This window comes from Clostridium sp. AM34-11AC (assembly GCF_003435375.1).
Lineage (GTDB): Bacteria > Bacillota > Clostridia > Lachnospirales > Lachnospiraceae > Pilosibacter > Pilosibacter fragilis.
Window position 1 is genome coordinate 22177 of record NZ_QWGL01000019.1, and the last position, 17308, is coordinate 39484.

The 17308-nt window shown below is 46.7% G+C and carries 20 protein-coding genes; 8 read left to right on the forward strand and 12 right to left on the reverse strand.

The window, feature by feature from the left end:
* Positions 1–345: 345 nt before the first annotated feature.
* Both DW826_RS11580 and DW826_RS11585 read right to left on the reverse strand, forming a co-directional pair.
* Positions 346–654: an AzlD domain-containing protein gene (locus tag DW826_RS11580; protein WP_015552658.1), complete on the reverse strand. Its 309-nt coding sequence runs from the start codon at positions 652–654 to the stop codon at positions 346–348.
* Between the two features lie 92 nt (positions 655–746).
* Positions 747–1556, reverse strand: coding sequence for an AzlC family ABC transporter permease (locus DW826_RS11585; protein ID WP_015552659.1), 810 nt, complete (start codon positions 1554–1556; stop codon positions 747–749).
* Between the two features lie 654 nt (positions 1557–2210).
* Here DW826_RS11585 and DW826_RS11590 point away from each other — a divergent pair.
* Positions 2211–3320 (forward strand): SLC13 family permease, encoded by a 1110-nt coding sequence (locus tag DW826_RS11590; RefSeq protein ID WP_117552776.1) that lies wholly within the window; start codon positions 2211–2213, stop codon positions 3318–3320.
* Between the two features lie 241 nt (positions 3321–3561).
* A complete protein-coding gene (locus tag DW826_RS11595; protein WP_117552777.1) occupies positions 3562–4368 on the forward strand; it encodes an enoyl-CoA hydratase/isomerase family protein in 807 nt (268 codons plus the stop codon).
* A gap of 100 nt (positions 4369–4468) precedes the next feature.
* On the opposite strand, the gene DW826_RS11600 is transcribed toward DW826_RS11595, so the two are convergent.
* The 3 genes from DW826_RS11600 to DW826_RS11615 form a co-directional block, all read right to left on the reverse strand.
* Positions 4469–5692: a PatB family C-S lyase gene (locus tag DW826_RS11600; protein WP_117552778.1), complete on the reverse strand. Its 1224-nt coding sequence runs from the start codon at positions 5690–5692 to the stop codon at positions 4469–4471.
* 50 nt (positions 5693–5742) lie between these two features.
* On the reverse strand, positions 5743–6117 hold the full coding sequence (locus tag DW826_RS18865; RefSeq protein WP_117552779.1) for a hypothetical protein: 375 nt from the start codon (positions 6115–6117) through the stop codon (positions 5743–5745).
* Between the two features lie 298 nt (positions 6118–6415).
* Entirely contained in the window at positions 6416–7123 is a 708-nt protein-coding gene (locus tag DW826_RS11615; RefSeq protein ID WP_117552781.1) for a helix-turn-helix transcriptional regulator, read from the reverse strand.
* A 271-nt stretch (positions 7124–7394) separates the two neighbouring features.
* Here DW826_RS11615 and DW826_RS18985 point away from each other — a divergent pair, with 271 nt between their 5' ends.
* From DW826_RS18985 to DW826_RS11630, 5 genes are all read left to right on the forward strand, one after another.
* A complete protein-coding gene (locus tag DW826_RS18985; protein WP_345941754.1) occupies positions 7395–7550 on the forward strand; it encodes a hypothetical protein in 156 nt (51 codons plus the stop codon).
* Positions 7551–7559: 9 nt separating this feature from the next.
* Entirely contained in the window at positions 7560–8240 is a 681-nt protein-coding gene (locus DW826_RS18990; protein ID WP_347472355.1) for a hypothetical protein, read from the forward strand.
* Between the two features lie 12 nt (positions 8241–8252).
* A complete protein-coding gene (locus DW826_RS18995; protein ID WP_347472358.1) occupies positions 8253–8537 on the forward strand; it encodes an amidohydrolase family protein in 285 nt (94 codons plus the stop codon).
* 126 nt (positions 8538–8663) lie between these two features.
* Entirely contained in the window at positions 8664–9128 is a 465-nt protein-coding gene (locus DW826_RS11625) for a membrane dipeptidase (RefSeq protein ID WP_117552782.1), read from the forward strand.
* Between the two features lie 53 nt (positions 9129–9181).
* Positions 9182–9400 carry a membrane dipeptidase gene (locus DW826_RS11630; protein ID WP_278286577.1) on the forward strand — a complete coding sequence of 73 codons (219 nt, stop codon included), beginning with the start codon at positions 9182–9184 and terminating at the stop codon, positions 9398–9400.
* Positions 9401–9492: 92 nt separating this feature from the next.
* Here the strand turns inward: DW826_RS11630 and DW826_RS11635 are convergent, their stop codons facing one another.
* The 7 genes from DW826_RS11635 to DW826_RS11665 form a co-directional block, all read right to left on the reverse strand.
* On the reverse strand, positions 9493–9900 hold the full coding sequence (locus DW826_RS11635; RefSeq protein WP_117552784.1) for a hypothetical protein: 408 nt from the start codon (positions 9898–9900) through the stop codon (positions 9493–9495).
* Between the two features lie 45 nt (positions 9901–9945).
* Entirely contained in the window at positions 9946–10749 is an 804-nt protein-coding gene (locus DW826_RS11640) for a hypothetical protein (RefSeq protein ID WP_117552785.1), read from the reverse strand.
* 187 nt (positions 10750–10936) lie between these two features.
* Positions 10937–12085 (reverse strand): mandelate racemase/muconate lactonizing enzyme family protein, encoded by a 1149-nt coding sequence (locus tag DW826_RS11645; protein WP_117552786.1) that lies wholly within the window; start codon positions 12083–12085, stop codon positions 10937–10939.
* Positions 12086–12147: 62 nt separating this feature from the next.
* Positions 12148–13437, reverse strand: coding sequence for an SLC13 family permease (locus DW826_RS11650; protein WP_117552787.1), 1290 nt, complete (start codon positions 13435–13437; stop codon positions 12148–12150).
* A 35-nt stretch (positions 13438–13472) separates the two neighbouring features.
* Positions 13473–14099, reverse strand: coding sequence for a L(+)-tartrate dehydratase subunit beta (ttdB, locus tag DW826_RS11655; protein ID WP_117552788.1), 627 nt, complete (start codon positions 14097–14099; stop codon positions 13473–13475).
* Entirely contained in the window at positions 14099–15001 is a 903-nt protein-coding gene (gene ttdA / locus DW826_RS11660) for a L(+)-tartrate dehydratase subunit alpha (protein WP_345941794.1), read from the reverse strand. The genes ttdB and ttdA overlap by 1 nt, the downstream gene beginning before the upstream one ends.
* Before the next feature lie 231 nt (positions 15002–15232).
* Positions 15233–15880, reverse strand: coding sequence for a GntR family transcriptional regulator (locus DW826_RS11665; protein ID WP_117552790.1), 648 nt, complete (start codon positions 15878–15880; stop codon positions 15233–15235).
* A 317-nt stretch (positions 15881–16197) separates the two neighbouring features.
* On the opposite strand from DW826_RS11665, the gene DW826_RS11670 reads away from it, so the two are divergent.
* A complete protein-coding gene (locus DW826_RS11670) occupies positions 16198–17148 on the forward strand; it encodes an NAD(P)-dependent oxidoreductase (protein ID WP_117552791.1) in 951 nt (316 codons plus the stop codon).
* Positions 17149–17308 lie beyond the last annotated feature (160 nt).

Genomic DNA, 17308 nt, shown 5'->3' on the forward strand with positions numbered 1-17308 from the left:
AACTTTCCCGCACAAATACAAGTACGATTCTTCCAAATAATTGCCAAATTTCCGCTTAGAAAATCAGCACTTTTGCTAAAATGGAATATATTTCGTATTGTGAAATTTCAGACAATGGGATTTTATCTCATTTATTTTACAACGTTAAAGCATTGGCCTGGGATACCGCCGCATTCCGTTATTCTGCGCCATGTACTGCTTTTTTTCTTGGTTTTTCACGCCCTGCGAGAACGTCGTAATCGGTCTTCTATAAAGTAAAAAAGCAGCACGGTCATTTGATTGATGGATGCTCAGGTACCGAAACTGCTTTTGTTTTATTAAATATATGTGTTTTATGTATTTTTACTACACTAAGAAAAATTCCGTAATGAATACCATCGCGCAGCAGATCACCGCAACGGACAGGAGACTTCTTCCGCACCATGCCGCGATGATTCCGATGACCAGCGCCAACGCCGCCGACACCGTACTGTTTGTGGCGGAGAGGATCGCCGGAAACGTCATAACAGCTAACGTCACATATGGGACGTAATATAAGAATGACTGGATAAACTGATTTTTGATCGGTTTCCGGATCAATGTGAGCGGCAGGACACGGATCAGATATGAAACGCCCGCCATCACCGCAATATAGAGATAAATATTCTTTTCCATGTTTTTTATGTATTTCCTCTTAATTTAACGATACAGTTTTCGTAAATACTCCTTTTTCTTACAAATAGAACTGCTTTCTACTATATATACAGTTAAGCTCCCTGTTTTGCTGCACCTGCAGAAGAATTATTTTTTCCTTCCTGGTTTTCTTCTTGAACCTCGATCTCACTGTCCTCTGCCGGATGCGGGAAGAGAATCGCTGCTGCGGATGAGAGCACAACAGTCAGAATGATCGTTCTCGTGCCGCTGGAGATCGATGAGATCCCCGGCAGATGCTCCGCAAGGTAGCTTGCCGCGAAGCTGATGGCGATGAGCCCTGCAAGGATGCGGCTCTTTCTCGCCGGTGGAATTATGATCGCAAGGAACATTCCGTAGAGTGCCACGCTGAAGGCGCTCACAAGACGCCACGGCATCAGATTACCTGCCAGCGCACCGAGGGCTGTTCCGACAGCCCAGCCGGGAAGTGCTAATGCGATTGCCCCGTACATATACCAGGGATTTAAGCAGCCCGGTCTTGCAATCGTAATTCCGAACAGCTCATCGGTAATATCAAATGCCATGAGAAGCCTGTGGAAAAACGGCATATCCGGATCCATTCTCTGGCTCATGGCACAGCTCATCAGTAAATATCTCGCGTTCGCGATCAGTGTCACGATCGCCATCTCAATATACGCTGCCCCCGCGGCGATCATCGTAAAGCCCGCGTATTCCCCTGCGGACGCGTTGCAGAGTGCGCTTGTGATCATTCCCTGAATCGGTGTCATCCCGACATTCCGCGCCACGATTCCCAGTGAAAAAGATACCGCAAAATACCCGAGCGCGATCGGCACCCCATCCCGGGCTCCATCCCGGAATGCCCGCCGGTTTCCAACACTGGCGATTGAAAACTTGTTGTTCCCCATAATATTCCTCCCTCAAACAGAAACAGCAGACATCCTGTCCTGTTTATGCGCTGCCATTCCGCGTAAATTAGCGGCACCCAGGAATTTTCATCCAGAGCTGCCGCTTTCCATTATTCTGACATCATTGTCGATACGGGCATGAAAGAAGCCCAAACAGTAACTGATTTTGCCGATGCTTCGCATTCCAAATCGGCAAAATCCACTGCCACCACTGTATTGTACGGAATTTTCAGTTCAGAAAATTCCTACCTGTGTGCAATGACCAAACATGTACAGTATACTCTTCTTCTTTACATTCGTAAAGCCACTGTTTATAATAATTACAGAAGTTTTGCGGTTGGTTACTGTTCACGCCTTGCGCAAACAGTAACTGATTTTGCCGATGCTTCGCATTCCAAATCGGCAAAATCCACTACCACCACTGTATTGTACGGAATTTTCAGTTCAGAAAATTCCTACCCGTGTACAGTAACACGGTTGTTCCTATCCCGCGAGGATACGCAGTGACTCTGATAGGATTTGTCAGCTTCGCTGACCAGAATCACGCGCCAGGTCTCTCGGATGTTCGACTTGAATTGCAGGGCGGCACTTTGTATACAGTTTTTCTGTCTTCTGCCGCATGCATGATATTTATATAAGGAAGGAAATCGATCCATGTCATTCATAAAAAAAGAACCAGTCCTTTCCGCGGCAGCGGTTCTGGCGGTCCTCTCCATGTTTTTTGTCGCTCCGTCACCGGAGTATCTGTCTTACATTGACTTCCGCACTCTGGCACTCCTCTTCTCCCTGATGACGGTGGTCGCCGGGCTGAAGGAGATCGGTCTGTTCCGTTATCTCGGATCATCCCTGCTCGCCGGAATGCATTCCACTCGCCAGCTTGCCTTCACCCTGACAGCACTCTGCTTTTTCTCCAGCATGCTGATCACGAACGACGTGTCCCTGATCACATTTGTCCCGTTTTCCATCCTGATCCTCAATATGGCTGGACTTCCGGAACTCATGATCCCCGTGATCGTCCTTCAGACCATCGCCGCGAACCTCGGCAGTATGGCAACACCCATCGGGAATCCACAGAACCTGTATCTCTACTCTTCCTTTGGCCTCTCTGCCGGTGAGCTTGTGGGATACATGCTGCCGTTAACGGTACTCTCAGCCCTGCTGCTTGTAGCTGCCGTTTTTCTGCTGAAAAATAAAGCCATCACCCTCAGCCGGACCTCCCTTCACCAGGACGGCTGTCCCACGAAGACTTCTCTGATCTTCTATCTGGCGCTTTTTCTCGTCTGTCTGGGCTGCGTCGTTCGGATCTATTCCTGGCCGGTCATGTTTTTCATCATCCTGGCCGCTGTTCTCATAAGGGACCGCTCGTTGTTTATCCGGGTCGACTACTTTCTGCTCCTGACATTCGTCTGCTTTTTTATCTTTATCGGCAATATGGAACGGATCCCTGCGATCTCCGGACTCCTCACGAAGCTGATCTCCGGTCATGAATTTCCGGCAGGTGTTCTCTTAAGCCAGTGCATCAGCAATGTCCCCGCGGCAATCCTGCTCTCCGGCTTTACCGGTGCGGTGCGTCCTCTGCTTTTTGGTGTGAATGTCGGCGGTCTTGGGACCCTGATCGCATCCATGGCAAGCGTGATCTCCTACCGGGCCTACGCTGGGATTCCGGAAGCAAAGTCCGGAACGTACATGATGGTATTCACCCTTTACAATCTCATATTTCTCATAATTATGTGCGCGGCGGGGTGGATGCTGCTCTCTCTGTAAATCAAGTGTGCGGATGGTTCAATCATTACGTCTGTAACAGAATTTCATATTGTGATATAGAATGCAATACTTTTTCGATTTGTGATATTGTTCAGGATTTTTCGATTCTGGACAATATTTTTTTGCAAATTTTACGTTAAAACCAGTTTCAAGGGCTTGACATTCTGTGTGAAATTCCATATAATGAAATCAGTTCCACAATATGGTATATTGAGAGAGTAAATAGAGGAGGAGATATTCTATGGCAGACTTGATCTACGAAGTACACAACCACCTTGCACGCATCACACTGAATCGTCCGAAGCAGCTCAACTGTTTCAGCGAGGAGATGATCCGTCTCTGGACAGAAGCACTGGAAGATGTCCGTGACAACGATGATGTATATGCGCTTCTGCTTTCCGGAAACGGAAAAGCGTTCTGCGCAGGCGGTGACGTCAAGGCAATGGCAGCCGGTGACGGATTCTTCGAAAGTCATGAAGATATCTCCTCCACAGCCCTCGCAAGAAAGAATTCACTCTGGAAGGGAATCCAAAGAATTCCGCTTCTTTTAGAAGAAATCGATAAACCGGTGGTTGCCAAGATCCATGGTGCCGCAGTCGGTGCCGGTCTTGACATGGCTCTCATGTGCGATGTGCGGATCGCCGGGGAGAATGCTTCCATGTCGGAAAGCTATTTTAATGCCGGAATTGTACCTGGTGACGGCGGAGCATATTTCCTGCCCCGTCTCGTCGGCCGGGACAAAGCTTTAGACCTGTTCTGGACAGCCCGGACCTTAAAGGGAAAAGAAGCCGCAGATATGGGGCTCGTTACCCACTGCGTCCCGGATGCAGAGCTTGACGCATTTGTGGAGCAGTATATGGAGAAGCTTCTGGCAGCGCCGCAGCAGGCTATGCGCCTCACAAAACGCGCAGTCGTACAGGGTGAGCAGAGTTCTCTGCGCGCCTCCTTAGATCTTATCTCCTCTTTCATGGGAATCGTCACCGAACTCGACGACTACCGTCAGAGGACCAGCGCCCTCGTTGCGAAAATGCAGCGGAAAGCGCAGTAAAACAGCCCATCAACAATCCTTAATTTCAGATAGAAACCCATCACACAAAAAGCGGCTCGTCCCATTGCGGGAAGAACCGCTTTTTGTATTTATGTATTAACTACTTCTCTTCTCCATAATACTTCTCTGTATGTTTCGTATTGACTGCCTCGCAGATCCTCTTTAAACCTTCCTCAAGAGTTGCGCGTGGGCATGCAAGGTTCAGGCGGATAAATCCATCTGAATGCTGTACAAACATATTTCCGCCTTCGAGAAGAACGCCTGCCTTGTATGCAAAGAACAGCGTAAGAACTTCATCCGGTTCAAAATATTTGCTGAGATCTACCCAGGCAAGATACGTTGCCTCAGAAATACGGAAGGTTGCTTTTGGAAGATGCTCTTTTAAGTATTCCTGCGTAAATTCAAAGTTTCCATCAAGATAAGCACGTAACTCCTGAAGCCATGCATCTCCGCCCTCGTATGCGGCCTGGGCAGCTGCAATGCTCAATGGATTATCAAAGTTATAATGTTTGGAAAGCCAAATGTTTTTTAATCCCTCATCACGGATCATGACATTGGAGATCATGAGACCTGCAAGGTTGAATGTCTTACTCGGCGCCATGCATGTTACAAGCTTTTTATAGTCCGGCATAACCTTTCCCAGCGGAATATGCTTCTGATCAAGCCGGAGCAGATCGCAGTGGATCTCATCAGAAATCACCCACATATTGTTCTTTTCAATGATCTCACCGATTTTCTTTAACTCCTCTTCCTTCCATACACGTCCACTTGGGTTGTGAGGATTGCAGAGGATAAAGAGCGTTGTTTTCTCATCTGCCGCTTTCTTTTCAAGATCCTCATAGTCAATGGTATAGTATCCATCTGTGTTGATCAGATCGGAGCAAACAGACTCGCGGTGGCTGGCATCTGCCGCATATTTAAAATATGCATAGGATGGGGTCAGGAAAAGAACCTTTTCATCCGGTTTGCAGATATACTCAACCATCTCAAACAGAGCCGGGATAATACCGTTGGACATTACCAGTTCTTTGCGGTCGAATGTCCAGTCGTATTTGCTCTTGCACCATGCCGCGAATGCGTCATAATAGCTCTTCTCAAAAACTCTTGTGTAACCGAAAATACGCTTTTCCAGTCTCTTTTTAATTCCGTCGATGACAACATCCGGTGTGGCAAACTCCATATCCGCCACCCACATACGGATAAACTCTTCATCCTGATACGGAAATTTCATTGTCTCATCCGCATGGAAGATATAGTCACGGAAACCATCCGTGTTCATTGCATTCGTATGACGTCTGTCAATGATCTCATCAAAATTATACATATCGTTTTCCTCGCAATTTCATTATTTTTACTGTAATGATTCCTATTTATCTACTGGATTGTTACAGCCTGTCTGATCTTTTTATACTCTTCAAACTCACTGTCTGAGCAGTAGATCATGTGACCCGGGCTTACTTCGTGGTAAGATGGTCTGTTCTCATCACTGTAATTGTGAATCGACGGGTCATAATGGATTTTTACCCTTTTCTTCTCCTTGATCGGATCCGGTTCCGAGATCGCTGATAAAAGTGACCGTGTATACGGATGCAGCGGGTAGCGGAACAGCTCATCCGCATCTGCCATCTCTACAAGCTTTCCAAAGTACATAACTCCGATCCGGTCGTGGGAAAATATCATCCAGATCATACCAATACAGACTCCTGTGATCATATGGAAACGTATCGTTTTCATGGAAAGCTTTGTCATTCGTTTTCTCCTTTCCTCTTGTCGTTTTTTGCACAAAAAAGAGGGGATGCTGATCTCTTTTTGTGCAATATGCTTTGCTATGAACACATTGTACCAATCAGCATCCCCTCTGTCAAAACGCCTCTTGTTTCCTCAGAGTGGATTTTTATATTTATTTTTTGAATGAAAATAAACTTTTTTGACCGATCCTCCAAAATTATATCCTTCTCACCAAAAAATCCCCTAATTCTTTTTAGAATATGATTTTTAGGAAACCTGCCAGTTACATTTTTCATACTATCCGGCATTGTTTTTTCCGTCAGGTGATCGCCATCATATTGTAAAGTTTCATCACCCGGATGTCCTCTTTTGATATTTTTAAAGAGGATAAAAGTGCATCATCCTCTTTCAGTTTTTCTTTTGAGAACAGCATCTTTGCTGCGATCGGCATCATAGGTCTGGATGAAAACCCATTAAACAGTCCCCATTTTGTATCTGAATCAAGATATGACGCCAGTAACTGGGCGCTTGCCTTCTCCATCGGAGAGTCCTGATTTACAAGGTGGATATTAGTAACTGCGTTATAATGTTCCATGTATCCCCAGTATGTATTTTCACATTTCTGGTAGTGCGCGTAATCCTTAAAATTCATATACATCATAACTTTATCACGGTTTCTTTCGTCTTTTGAGAGAAGGTCAAATACACAGCGTATTAACTGATTGCTCCTTCCATCAAATATATATCCATAAAAACGGTTTCTTCCCCGAAAGAATGCCGGACAAAACTCGTTCTGCATTTCCTTTCGTTCAAATGATCGCTGTGAGAGAAGCTGCTCTACATGGACACCGATCGCGTCCGCGATCTCGTAGAGCGTTTCAATGTCCACGGCAATCTCTCCTTTTTCATATTTCGAGATCGTTGATTTACTTTTGCAGATCTTTTCCGAAAGTTCGTCCTGCGTAAGATTCTTCGCTTTTCTGTAGTTTCTTATAAGTCCTCCGATCTCCCGGTTTAATTCCGACATTGTCTTCCCTTCCTTTCCCGTAATAGTACCGCCAGCGGTCCCTGCTCTTCATCTCTTTCTGTGTTATTGCAAGTGTCGTTAAAATCCAGATTTTGATAAAATATGACTGTTTTCTTTCCTTTTCCCTTTATTTTAGCACAATACTACTTTAAATTCTATTCCAAATGTAAAATTTTAGCAAAAAGTTTCTTTTAAAGAAACTATTGGGATTTTGACTTTCTTCTCTGAAATCATTAAACTGGAGATATCTTAAACGAAAAGGAGATTCGCCATGCTGTGTATTAAAAATGGTACCCTTCATACCGCAGTTTCAAAAGAACCGGTTTTGGCTGATATTCTTATTGATGCCGGTAAAATTGTAGAAATCGCACCGCAGATCAATGGCAGCTTTGAAAAGGTGATCGATGCGTCCGGGCTTGACGTATGACCGGGATTTGTGGAGGCGCACTGCCATATTGGTCTCGATGGATACGGCTCCGGAAATGCTGGTGCCGATTACAATGAAACAAATGCCCCTGTCACTCCGCAGCTCCGGGCTATTGACGGAATTAACGCGATGGATCCGTGCCTTAATATGGCCGCAAAAGCCGGTATCACCTGCTTTGCAACAGGTCCAGGCAGCACCAACGCTCTTGGCGGAACATTTACCGCTATCAAACCGAACGGAAAGCGTGTTGACAATATGATCGTCAAGGAAGCGATTGCCATGAAATGTGCTTTCGGTGAGAATCCCAAGCGACGTTATGGTGATAAAAAAATTGCGACCCGTATGACAAATGTTGCACTGATCCGTGAGGCATTCCGCAAAGCAATCCAGTACAAAACAAAAGTTGATGCTGCTGATGGTGACATTACAAAGATGCCGGTCTATGACGCAAAATGTGAGGCTCTGATCCCGGTCCTTGAGCATAAAATCCCATTAAAAGCTCATGCACACCAGGCAAACGATATCTTCAACGCGATCCGTGTTGCAAAAGAATTTGGTCTTGATATCACTCTGGAGCATGTCACTGAAGGTCATCTCATTGTAGATGAGCTTGTAAAAGAAAATCTTCCTCTTGCCGTTGATCCATCCTTTGGACATGCGTCAAAATTCGAAATGCACAATAAATGCTGAGAAACCGCCGGTATCTTAGCCAACGCTGGCTGCCATGTTTCCATCATCACAGACGCTCCTGTTGTTCCTCTACATTATCTTCCGCTCTTAGCAGGTTTTGCAATCAAGGCCGGAATGGGCGAATACGATGCTCTCCGCGCAATTACGATCTGCGCAGCCGAGCATATCGGAATTGCTGACCGGGTTGGTTCTCTTGAAGTCGGCAAGGACGCTGACGTTGTGATCACCGATGGATCCCCGTTTGAAATAAGCGGTCAGATCCATCATGTTTTGATAGACGGCAATGAAATCAGATAATACCCATACTTTTTAACCCTCCTAAACCTCCTTTTATTCACTTCGTTGCCTCTCTTTTTTTATAGTACTGCCGCTGCATCTATTTGCTGCGGCAGTACGTATTCTATATAAGGAAAGGATTGTCATATGAATTCTCATCTTATCGTTGATCTCCACTGTGATACTTTGCTGGAGCTTCGATTCCAGAACAAGCATTTATCGGAATATGAGGGACATATTACTCCGGAAAAGCTCTGCATCGGCAACTCTCTTCTCCAAAGCTTTGCCGTGTTTACACCGACAAACGGAATTGCGGAACGCCACCAGATCACTGATTCTCCTCTGAAATGGTTTCATGATACCGTAGATCTCTTTGATCGCGAGATTACTTCCATGCCGGAACTTTTTATGCCGGTCCGTAACTCCTACGATATTCGGAAAGCACCTTCTCAGAATAAAATTTCTGCGCTGCTCACCATGGAAGACTGTACATCCGCTGACGGAAATCTTTCCAATCTTCAGACATTCTATGACCGTGGTGTCCGCATGATCGGTCTGATCTGGAATTATGAAAACTGTATGGGATATCCCAGCAGCAATTCCCCCGTTTAGCATGCCCGTGGATTAAAGTCGTTTGGTCTTGAATCTGTTGCCGAAATGAACAGATCGTCCATCATATGAGGTACATCGCCGATGTTGCCGGAATCGATACCGTTGCCATCGGATCTGATTTTGACGGAATTGAGTGTGGTCTGGAAATGAAGGATTATTCGGGATTTCCGGGACTGATCGCCGCTATGGAAAAAGAATTTTCCCCGTCTGAGATCGATAAGATATGTTATCAGAATGCGCTCCGCGTCTTTGCGGATGTACTGCATGACTAAATTTGCTGATTTCTTTATAATTTTGCTTCCTCCAATATTCATTATATAGCCCCCGCCTTATTTTTCCCAAGGTGGGGGCTGATTTATCGTATTTAGCGAGTCCGCTCCTCTTCCATCACCTCATGGACCTTCTTACGGATCATCGCCGCCTGATGCGGCGTAAGTGTTCCGCCTCCCATTCCCCAGGTGTGGGAGACAGGCACAAAGTCTGCTTTCGGCATCTCTCCGAAAACGATTTCAAAGCAGACGCAGGCAGAGATATAATTTCCAAGATTATTCTGGTGTCCAAAATCTCCTGTTTTCTCTTCTGCGAGATATGGATCTCCGATTCCACACTTCACGACTTCATGATATGCCCTCACCACCGGTGCCAGCAGGATTCCCTTATTTTCCGGTTCTTCACAGAGATGTCGGTACCACTCCATATTCCTCTCCACCATCTCCTGCTCCGACAGGGTCAGCTGATATCTCCATCCATCCCGTTCATACCAGTCTCCCACGTTTCCTGCCTTCCATGGTTTCGCTGTCTTATCCCGGAAAAATCCCTACTGATAAGCATGAGGTGCCCACAGAACCATCTTCGCGTGTTTTTCTTCTGCCCTTTTCTTCAGGATTCTGACTGCCTTCTCCATATTTTCCCGCAGCGAATAGTCCTCTGCTCCCGGCTTTCCGCTATGGGTTGACAAAGCCTCATCGCTGTTTCCCGCAAAAAAGCAAAAATCATATTCCTCATTCGCGTCTAATACCTTTTGGCACTGCTCAGCACGTTCCATGCTCTCCGGGATCAGTCCCGCATACTGGGCAAGTCCCGTTCCTCCCCAGTAGCTGTATGCCACCTGCGCATGGTATCCGTCCGCCTCCGCCATCTGACGGAAATATTCATAAGTACTGTCCCAGAGTCCCGTAAAGCTGTTTCCGGTGAAAGCCACTCTCGGTCCGTCCGCAAAATAACTTAATGTTACTTCTGCTGCCGGATCCTCAGACACCCAGGTATGGGACCGCTGCCATGTTTTCCTTTTTTCTTCATCTCTCCATACAAGCGCATGAAAGGGTTCTCCGCGATAAACTCCCGATTTTTCATCATACAGTCCCGGATCTATGATCTGTTCTTTTCCTTCATAAAAGGAAGCCGCATGAAACGGAGGGATATTTTCTGTACGATCTCCACTCTTCCATGTTTCATGCGCCTCGATCCTCCCAATAAACTCTGTCCGTTTTTTTCCTGCGTATTCTGTTGTCACCGTAATATTCCCGACACGGAACGTGTTATGATTTGCGACCCGGATTTCTATTTCTTTATCTTTTCTATATGTTACTGTCATTTCCAGATTATCATAACTATACTTCATAGATGATCTCCTTCCTGTAATTGCCCTTTGTGGCCGATTGATTCCCCTCTCCCCTGTCTCTGTGTATTAGAATAAGACAACAGCCGCCTCTGAGATCAGGGGCGGCTGTCGATCGCAACCGCCTACAATTCTAAGCAGTTACTGAAAATAAGGGGTATATGAAAAATTATATAATGAGGGGGCTAAATCACATATCTTTGACAGAACCGTCAAAGTACCGTTTTGCGGAGTTGCTTCCACGCTCATGAAGCGGATAAAGCTCCGATGCATTCTCCGAAAGTTCCACACCGATACCAGGTTTGGATGGAATTTCCAGATAACCGTCCTTGAATTTTAACGGTTCCTTCACCATTGCATCTTCCTGACCATTCAGGCAGAATCCCGGGAGCTCCTGAATTCCAAGGTTCGGAATGCTTGCGCAGATCTGCAGGCAGGCTGCGGTGGATACCGGACCTAACGGATTGTGCGGGATCACGAGAACATCGTGTGCCTCCGCGATCGCTGCTACCTTCTTTGCGGTGGTGATTCCACCGATGGCGCATACGTCCGGGCGGACATACTGAGCAGCATGGCGGCTCATCAGGACCTCAAATTCTCTGAGACTTGTGAATCGCTCACCGGTAGCGATCGGAACGCCGATCTTTGACGCGACTTCCGCCATGGTATCGTAATTATCCGGTGTCACCGGATCCTCCAGAACCATCGGGCGATATGGCTCCACTGCACGTCCGAACGCAACTGCTTCCGGAAGCGTCATTCCACGGTGTGCCTCTAATATGAAATCGAAATCATATCCCACGGCTTCTCTGCAGATCTTCACTTTTTCAAGTTCCATCTCGATACGACCGGAGAAATATTCGTCATGGCCTTCTTTTAAGGACTTGTCATTTCCGTTGACAAAGATCTTCGCTGCTGTAAATCCCTGCTTTTTCAGGTCTATATAACGCTTCGCCAACTGTTCCGGATCCTTATCCCGCACCATCGGAGATGCATAAACACGGACCTTATCTCTTGTGAGACCGCCAAGCAGCTCGTAGACCGGTACGCCGAGAGCTTTTCCCTTGATGTCCCAGAGTGCGATATCGATGGCGGAAATTGCACTCATGACTACGGATCCGCGGAAATATACGGAACGGTAAAAATTCTGGTTAAAATCCTCAATCTTAAACGGATCTTTTCCTATCAAATATTCCTTGAATTTCTCAATAGCCGCAGCTGTCGCCATCAGATAACCCCAGTTGCCCGCCTCTCCGAGTCCGACGATGCCCTCGTCCGTGTAAACATGGACGAACAGGTAATGTTTCGCAAAAACAAGTTTTACATCTGTGATCTTCATGGTAGTTCCTCCTATAAAAATTTATCCGCGAGGGAGATCGCATCCAGATCTCCCCCGTAAAATCAGAATGCAGGATATACAGTCATGGTATAAACAACATTGACGATTGAAAGCAGAATACAGATCAGCCAGCCACTCTTAAAGAGCGCTTTCAGATCATATCCGCCTTCTCCCATACACATTGCTACTGCCGGTGTCGCCATCGGTGTCATAAATGCAGTCTGGCATGCAGATGCCACGCACATAACAAGTCCCATCGGGGCTGCCCCTAAGGACTGGCAGGTCAGAAGACAGATCGGAACAAATACTGCCTGCACGGAACGGTTCAGCATGAACTGGGTCATGAAGAACGGAATGACGAAGAATAAAGCGCCTAAGAGGTAGTTGTTGTGGGTACCACCGACTGCTGTCGCGAGCCAGCCACCAATCGCGTCACCGGCGCCTGTATTTACAAGTCCGTTTCCAAGTGCAAGAGCACCTGCATAGAGGATCAGCATTTCCCACGGGATCTCAGCCAGAGCCTTTTTCTGATCCACAACTCCGAACATCGCCATCAGGATACTGCCTGCAAGGGCGATCCACCAGGATGCGATGTGGAGCTGTGTGGAGAAAATCAGACCGATCATGGTTACGACAAAGATCACCATACCAATTTTATCAACCATCGGAGACAATTTGCTGGAAATATCCTTCTGTTCTTCTGCTGCCGCAAGTTCAACTGCCGCCTTGCTCGGACACATTTTCGGTCCGATCGTCATAGCCCATACCAGGCAGAGAATGATAACCGGAAATCTTGCAAAGAAGAAATCGAGCGGAGCAAATTCCAATCCGGTAAACTGGTAAGTTTCCAAATAACCGTTGAACTCACCGGCTTTCTGGATGGAGGTCGGAAGAGGAAGTGCGAAACAGCAGGCAACCACGATAACCATTAACGGGAAAATGTACTTGGAACGGCTGTTTCCGGTTCTGTCACAGAGTGCGCAGAGTAACGGTCCAATAATAGCATAAACAACCATCGGACTTCCCATGAAGTTTGTCAACAATACGCCAAGCAGCAGATATCCGAAATAAACTTTCATGAATGAACCATTTGTGAGCTTCAAAAGCCAGTCACACATGATCTTTACGAGCGATGTACGGCGGAATCCCGATGCTACCATAAAGCATGCGCCCATGAGGATCGTGTTGACATTTGCGAATCCACCGAGAGCACCGTTTGCGTCCACGCAGCCGGTAATGTAGAGCGCAGCGAGTGATAAAAGTGCAGTGACCCACATCGGGATCTTATTGATAATGTAGCTTAAAAGCGTCAATGCAAATATGACAATGCAGATGACTAATTTATTATCCATGATGTACTCCCCCAAAACTTATTATATTGTTATCTTTATTTGATAAAACTTACCTGCGGATAGATCTCCTCTAACGCCTTATCTTTTCTCTCGTTAAATGTGATCTTGTTTTCCTCAAAGAGATTTCTACCGTCCGGATCAATGGAGACGATTAACGGTCCAAGTTCCTTCACATCACAGTGCCATAAGGTCTCTGGCATTCCGAGGTCTCTCCACTGTGCTTCCACGATCTGCTCCACATGGGTTGCGGCAACAACAGCACATCCGGCCGGGAATACGCAGTGGATCGCCTTGAAGTTCTTGCATGCGTACTCCGTATTCGGGCCCATGCCGCCTTTTCCGATGATCACGCGGACGCCGGTCTGCTCCACGAATTCCTTCTCGAACTTTTCCATTCTCATGCTCGTTGTCGGTCCAATGGAGACCATCTCAAATTTGTCATCTGGAAGCGGGCGGATGATCGGGCCTGCGTGGAAGATCGCCGCATCTTTTACATCCACCGGAAGTTCCCTGTGCTCTTCCACAAGACGGCGGTGAGCCACGTCACGGCAGGTCGTCATGCTTCCGTTTAAATATACGATATCGCCTACATGGATCCCCTCGAGATCCTCAGCGCTGATCGGTGTTGTCAGAATTTTCTTTCCGTTCTTTACCTCAACCATTATAAAGTCACCTCCGAATGTGTTGTGATCGTGTAATTTAAATCTTTATCAAAGATAATGTGTCCGCGGCGGTGGGACCAGCAGCCAACGTTTACTGCCACACCGATTGCAGATGGATGTCTTGCGGTGTTTTCGATATTGACCCCCATGACGGATGCTTTTCCGCCCATGCCCTGCGGTCCGAGACCAATATCATTGATTCCCTTTTCGAGAAGTGCTTCCATCTTTGCGGCACGCTCGTTCTCATTGTGGCTTCCGATCGGACGCATCAGTGCTTTCTTGGAAAGAAGTGCTGCAGTCTCGACAGATGTGGCAACGCCTACACCAACAAGAAGCGGAGGACATGCGTTTAAGCCGTAGCTTGTCATAACGTCCAGAACGAACTTCGCAACACCCTCATATCCGGCACCTGGCATTAAAACCATCGCTTTTCCAGGAAGTGTGCATCCGCCGCCTGCCATGTAGACATAAATCTCACACTGGTCGCTGTTCGGGACGATATCCCAGAATACGGTCGGTGTTCCCTTTCCGACGTTCTTTCCGGTGTTGTACTCATCAAAAGTCTCGACACTGTTGTGGCGGAGCGGGGCATCCACAGTCGCGCGGACAACCGCTTCCTTTAAAAGAACTTCCAGATCATCGATCAGAGGGAACTTTGTTCCACATTTTACCCAGAACTGGATCACGCCGGTATCCTGACAGCTCGGTCTGTTTAACTCAGAGGCTAATCTCTGGTTTAAGTTCATTGTCTCATAGATGGACTTTGCAAGCGGGTTTGTCTCCGCCTCTGCTAATTCTGAAATTTTTGCCTTTACATCGTCCGGGAGATGCTTTCCGATATAGTCCGTAAAATGGGCGATATATGTGGTAAGCTTCTCCACCTGCTCCTCTCTGTTCATCATATAACCTCCTTAAAATTTTTGACTGTACGTGCTTTAATTTTGACTTCCGGCAGTCATTTGATTTTCGTCTGCATGTTGATTTCTTGTGTTTGATATTTTATTTTTTATCATGTATACAATTTATGTATTTAAAATAAAACAGTATGATGAAAAAGTCAATACTAATTTTACTTTTTCATCATACTGTCTAATTTGTAGCTTATGTTTTTGTGCATTATAGACAAATCGTATTTATTCTCTGTACCGCGTCAGCATATCATCCAGGCTTCTCCTGATATGTTTCTCCATCCGCGCTCTCGCGGTCTCCGCGTCCTTCGCCGCGATCGCCTCATAAATTTCCTTATGTTCCGCAAACGATTTCTTCGCGTACTCCATCTCCGTCATCTGGACTCCCATGGAAAGTCCGTTCCAGAGTTCTGAGAGCATTGTCACAAGCTTCTCATTCCCCGACGCATTCCAGATCTCGTAATGGAACGACTGGTTCATATCCGAATATCTGCTGCTGTCTCCGGAAGCGAGCATCTCCTCCGATGCCTTCAGACAGTTTTGCAGGGCAGAGAGATCTGCCCCGGTTTCCACGCAGAGCACACAGGCGTACCCTTCAAGCACTGCCCGGATCTGATAGTGATCCCGCAGCGTCTTTTCCGTAACCCCTAAAACGGTGGCTCCTTTATTCTGTTTCAGCTCTAAAAGCCCATCCCTCGCGAGGATCTGAAACGCCTCCCGCACCGGAGTGATCGACACCCCAAGCTCCTGAGCCGTCGCCTCGAGCGCCAGCGTCTCGCCTTCCTTAATCTGTCTCGATATAATTGCCTTTCTGAGCGCCGAAGCAACCCGCTCCCTCGCAGGCATCAGTTTTACCGGTTTTAATCCAAGCATATGATTCCATCCATTTCAAATATTATGGCATAAGTATACTTCCGAAATCAGGACAGCGCAAGTAGCTTCCCGCTAATTTCCAGCACTTAGGCAGTGGCATATTTCCCACTCACTGTCTCACAGGCCCGTTTAAGTTCTTCTGGAAGTATCGCTCTTGGGCACACAAGTTTCAGACGGATAAAGCCGTCGGAATCCCCATCAGGCCACGACAATACTAAAACGATGGTCAAAATCTCTATTGTTACTTTGTTTCAAGAGCGCTATAATAAACATGTCCGCTAATCACGAACTATTACTATTCTCAGGAGGATTTACCCATGAGTGACAAGACCGTTGTATTAAACGCAAAAAAAATGAACTTTGACGGAAATCTCGACTTTTCCGTTCTCTCTTCCGACGTGACCATCTACGATGATACCACCCCGGAACAGCTTTTGGAGCGCATTGAGGGAGCTGATATTATCGTCACAAAGGAGATGCCGGTAAACGGTGACCTGATCCGCAAATTTCCAGCTTCCGTAAAGCTGATCTGTGAGGCCGGTACCGGATACAACAATCTGGATCTTGATGCCGCAAGGGAGAAGGGGATCACCGTCTGCAATATCCCGGCATACAGCTCCGAGCGCGTAGCCCACACGGCGGTCATGATGATCTTAAATTTAAGCTCCACCATGCAGGTCCAGATGAAAATGCTGGCAAACGGAAACCATGATAACTTTACGAAAAATCTCCAGGTTCCGCACGTTGAGGTAAACGGAAAGACTTTAGGAATCATCGGTGCCGGACATATTGGAAAGACTGTAATGAAGATTGCAAAAGCTCTTGATATGAACATTCTCGTGTATACAAGAACACCGAGAGCCGACGAAGACGGCATCCGCTATGTGGATCTTGAGACAGTCTTAAAGAACAGTGACTATGTTTCCCTGCACTGCCCGTTAACTCCGCAGACAAAGCATATGATCAATAAAGAGACTCTTGCGCTCATGAAGCCGACCGCATTCCTGATCAATACCTCCCGCGGTGCTCTCATCGATGAACCGGCTCTGATCGAAGCGCTTGAAAAGCACCAGATCGCAGGCGCAGGCCTCGACGTCCAGGAAACTGAGCCGCCGAAAGCCGACAACCCGCTCTACACCCTCGACAACGTGATCCTCACCCCGCATATGGGCTGGAAGGGACTTGAGACAAGACAGCGTCTCGTTTCCATCCTTGCCGGAAATGTAAAAGGATTCCTTGAGGGAACACCGGTGAATGTAGTTTCATAACTCAAATATAAGGAACTTTTCATTTTTTTTAGATGATATAGTTCCTTTTTTATTACTGTTTGCGCAAAGCGTGAATCGTAACCTTTTTTTACTACTGTACAGAAAGAATCCTTGAAATATTCTCGCAATTCATGTATGATGGAGTTATGATTTGAAAAGA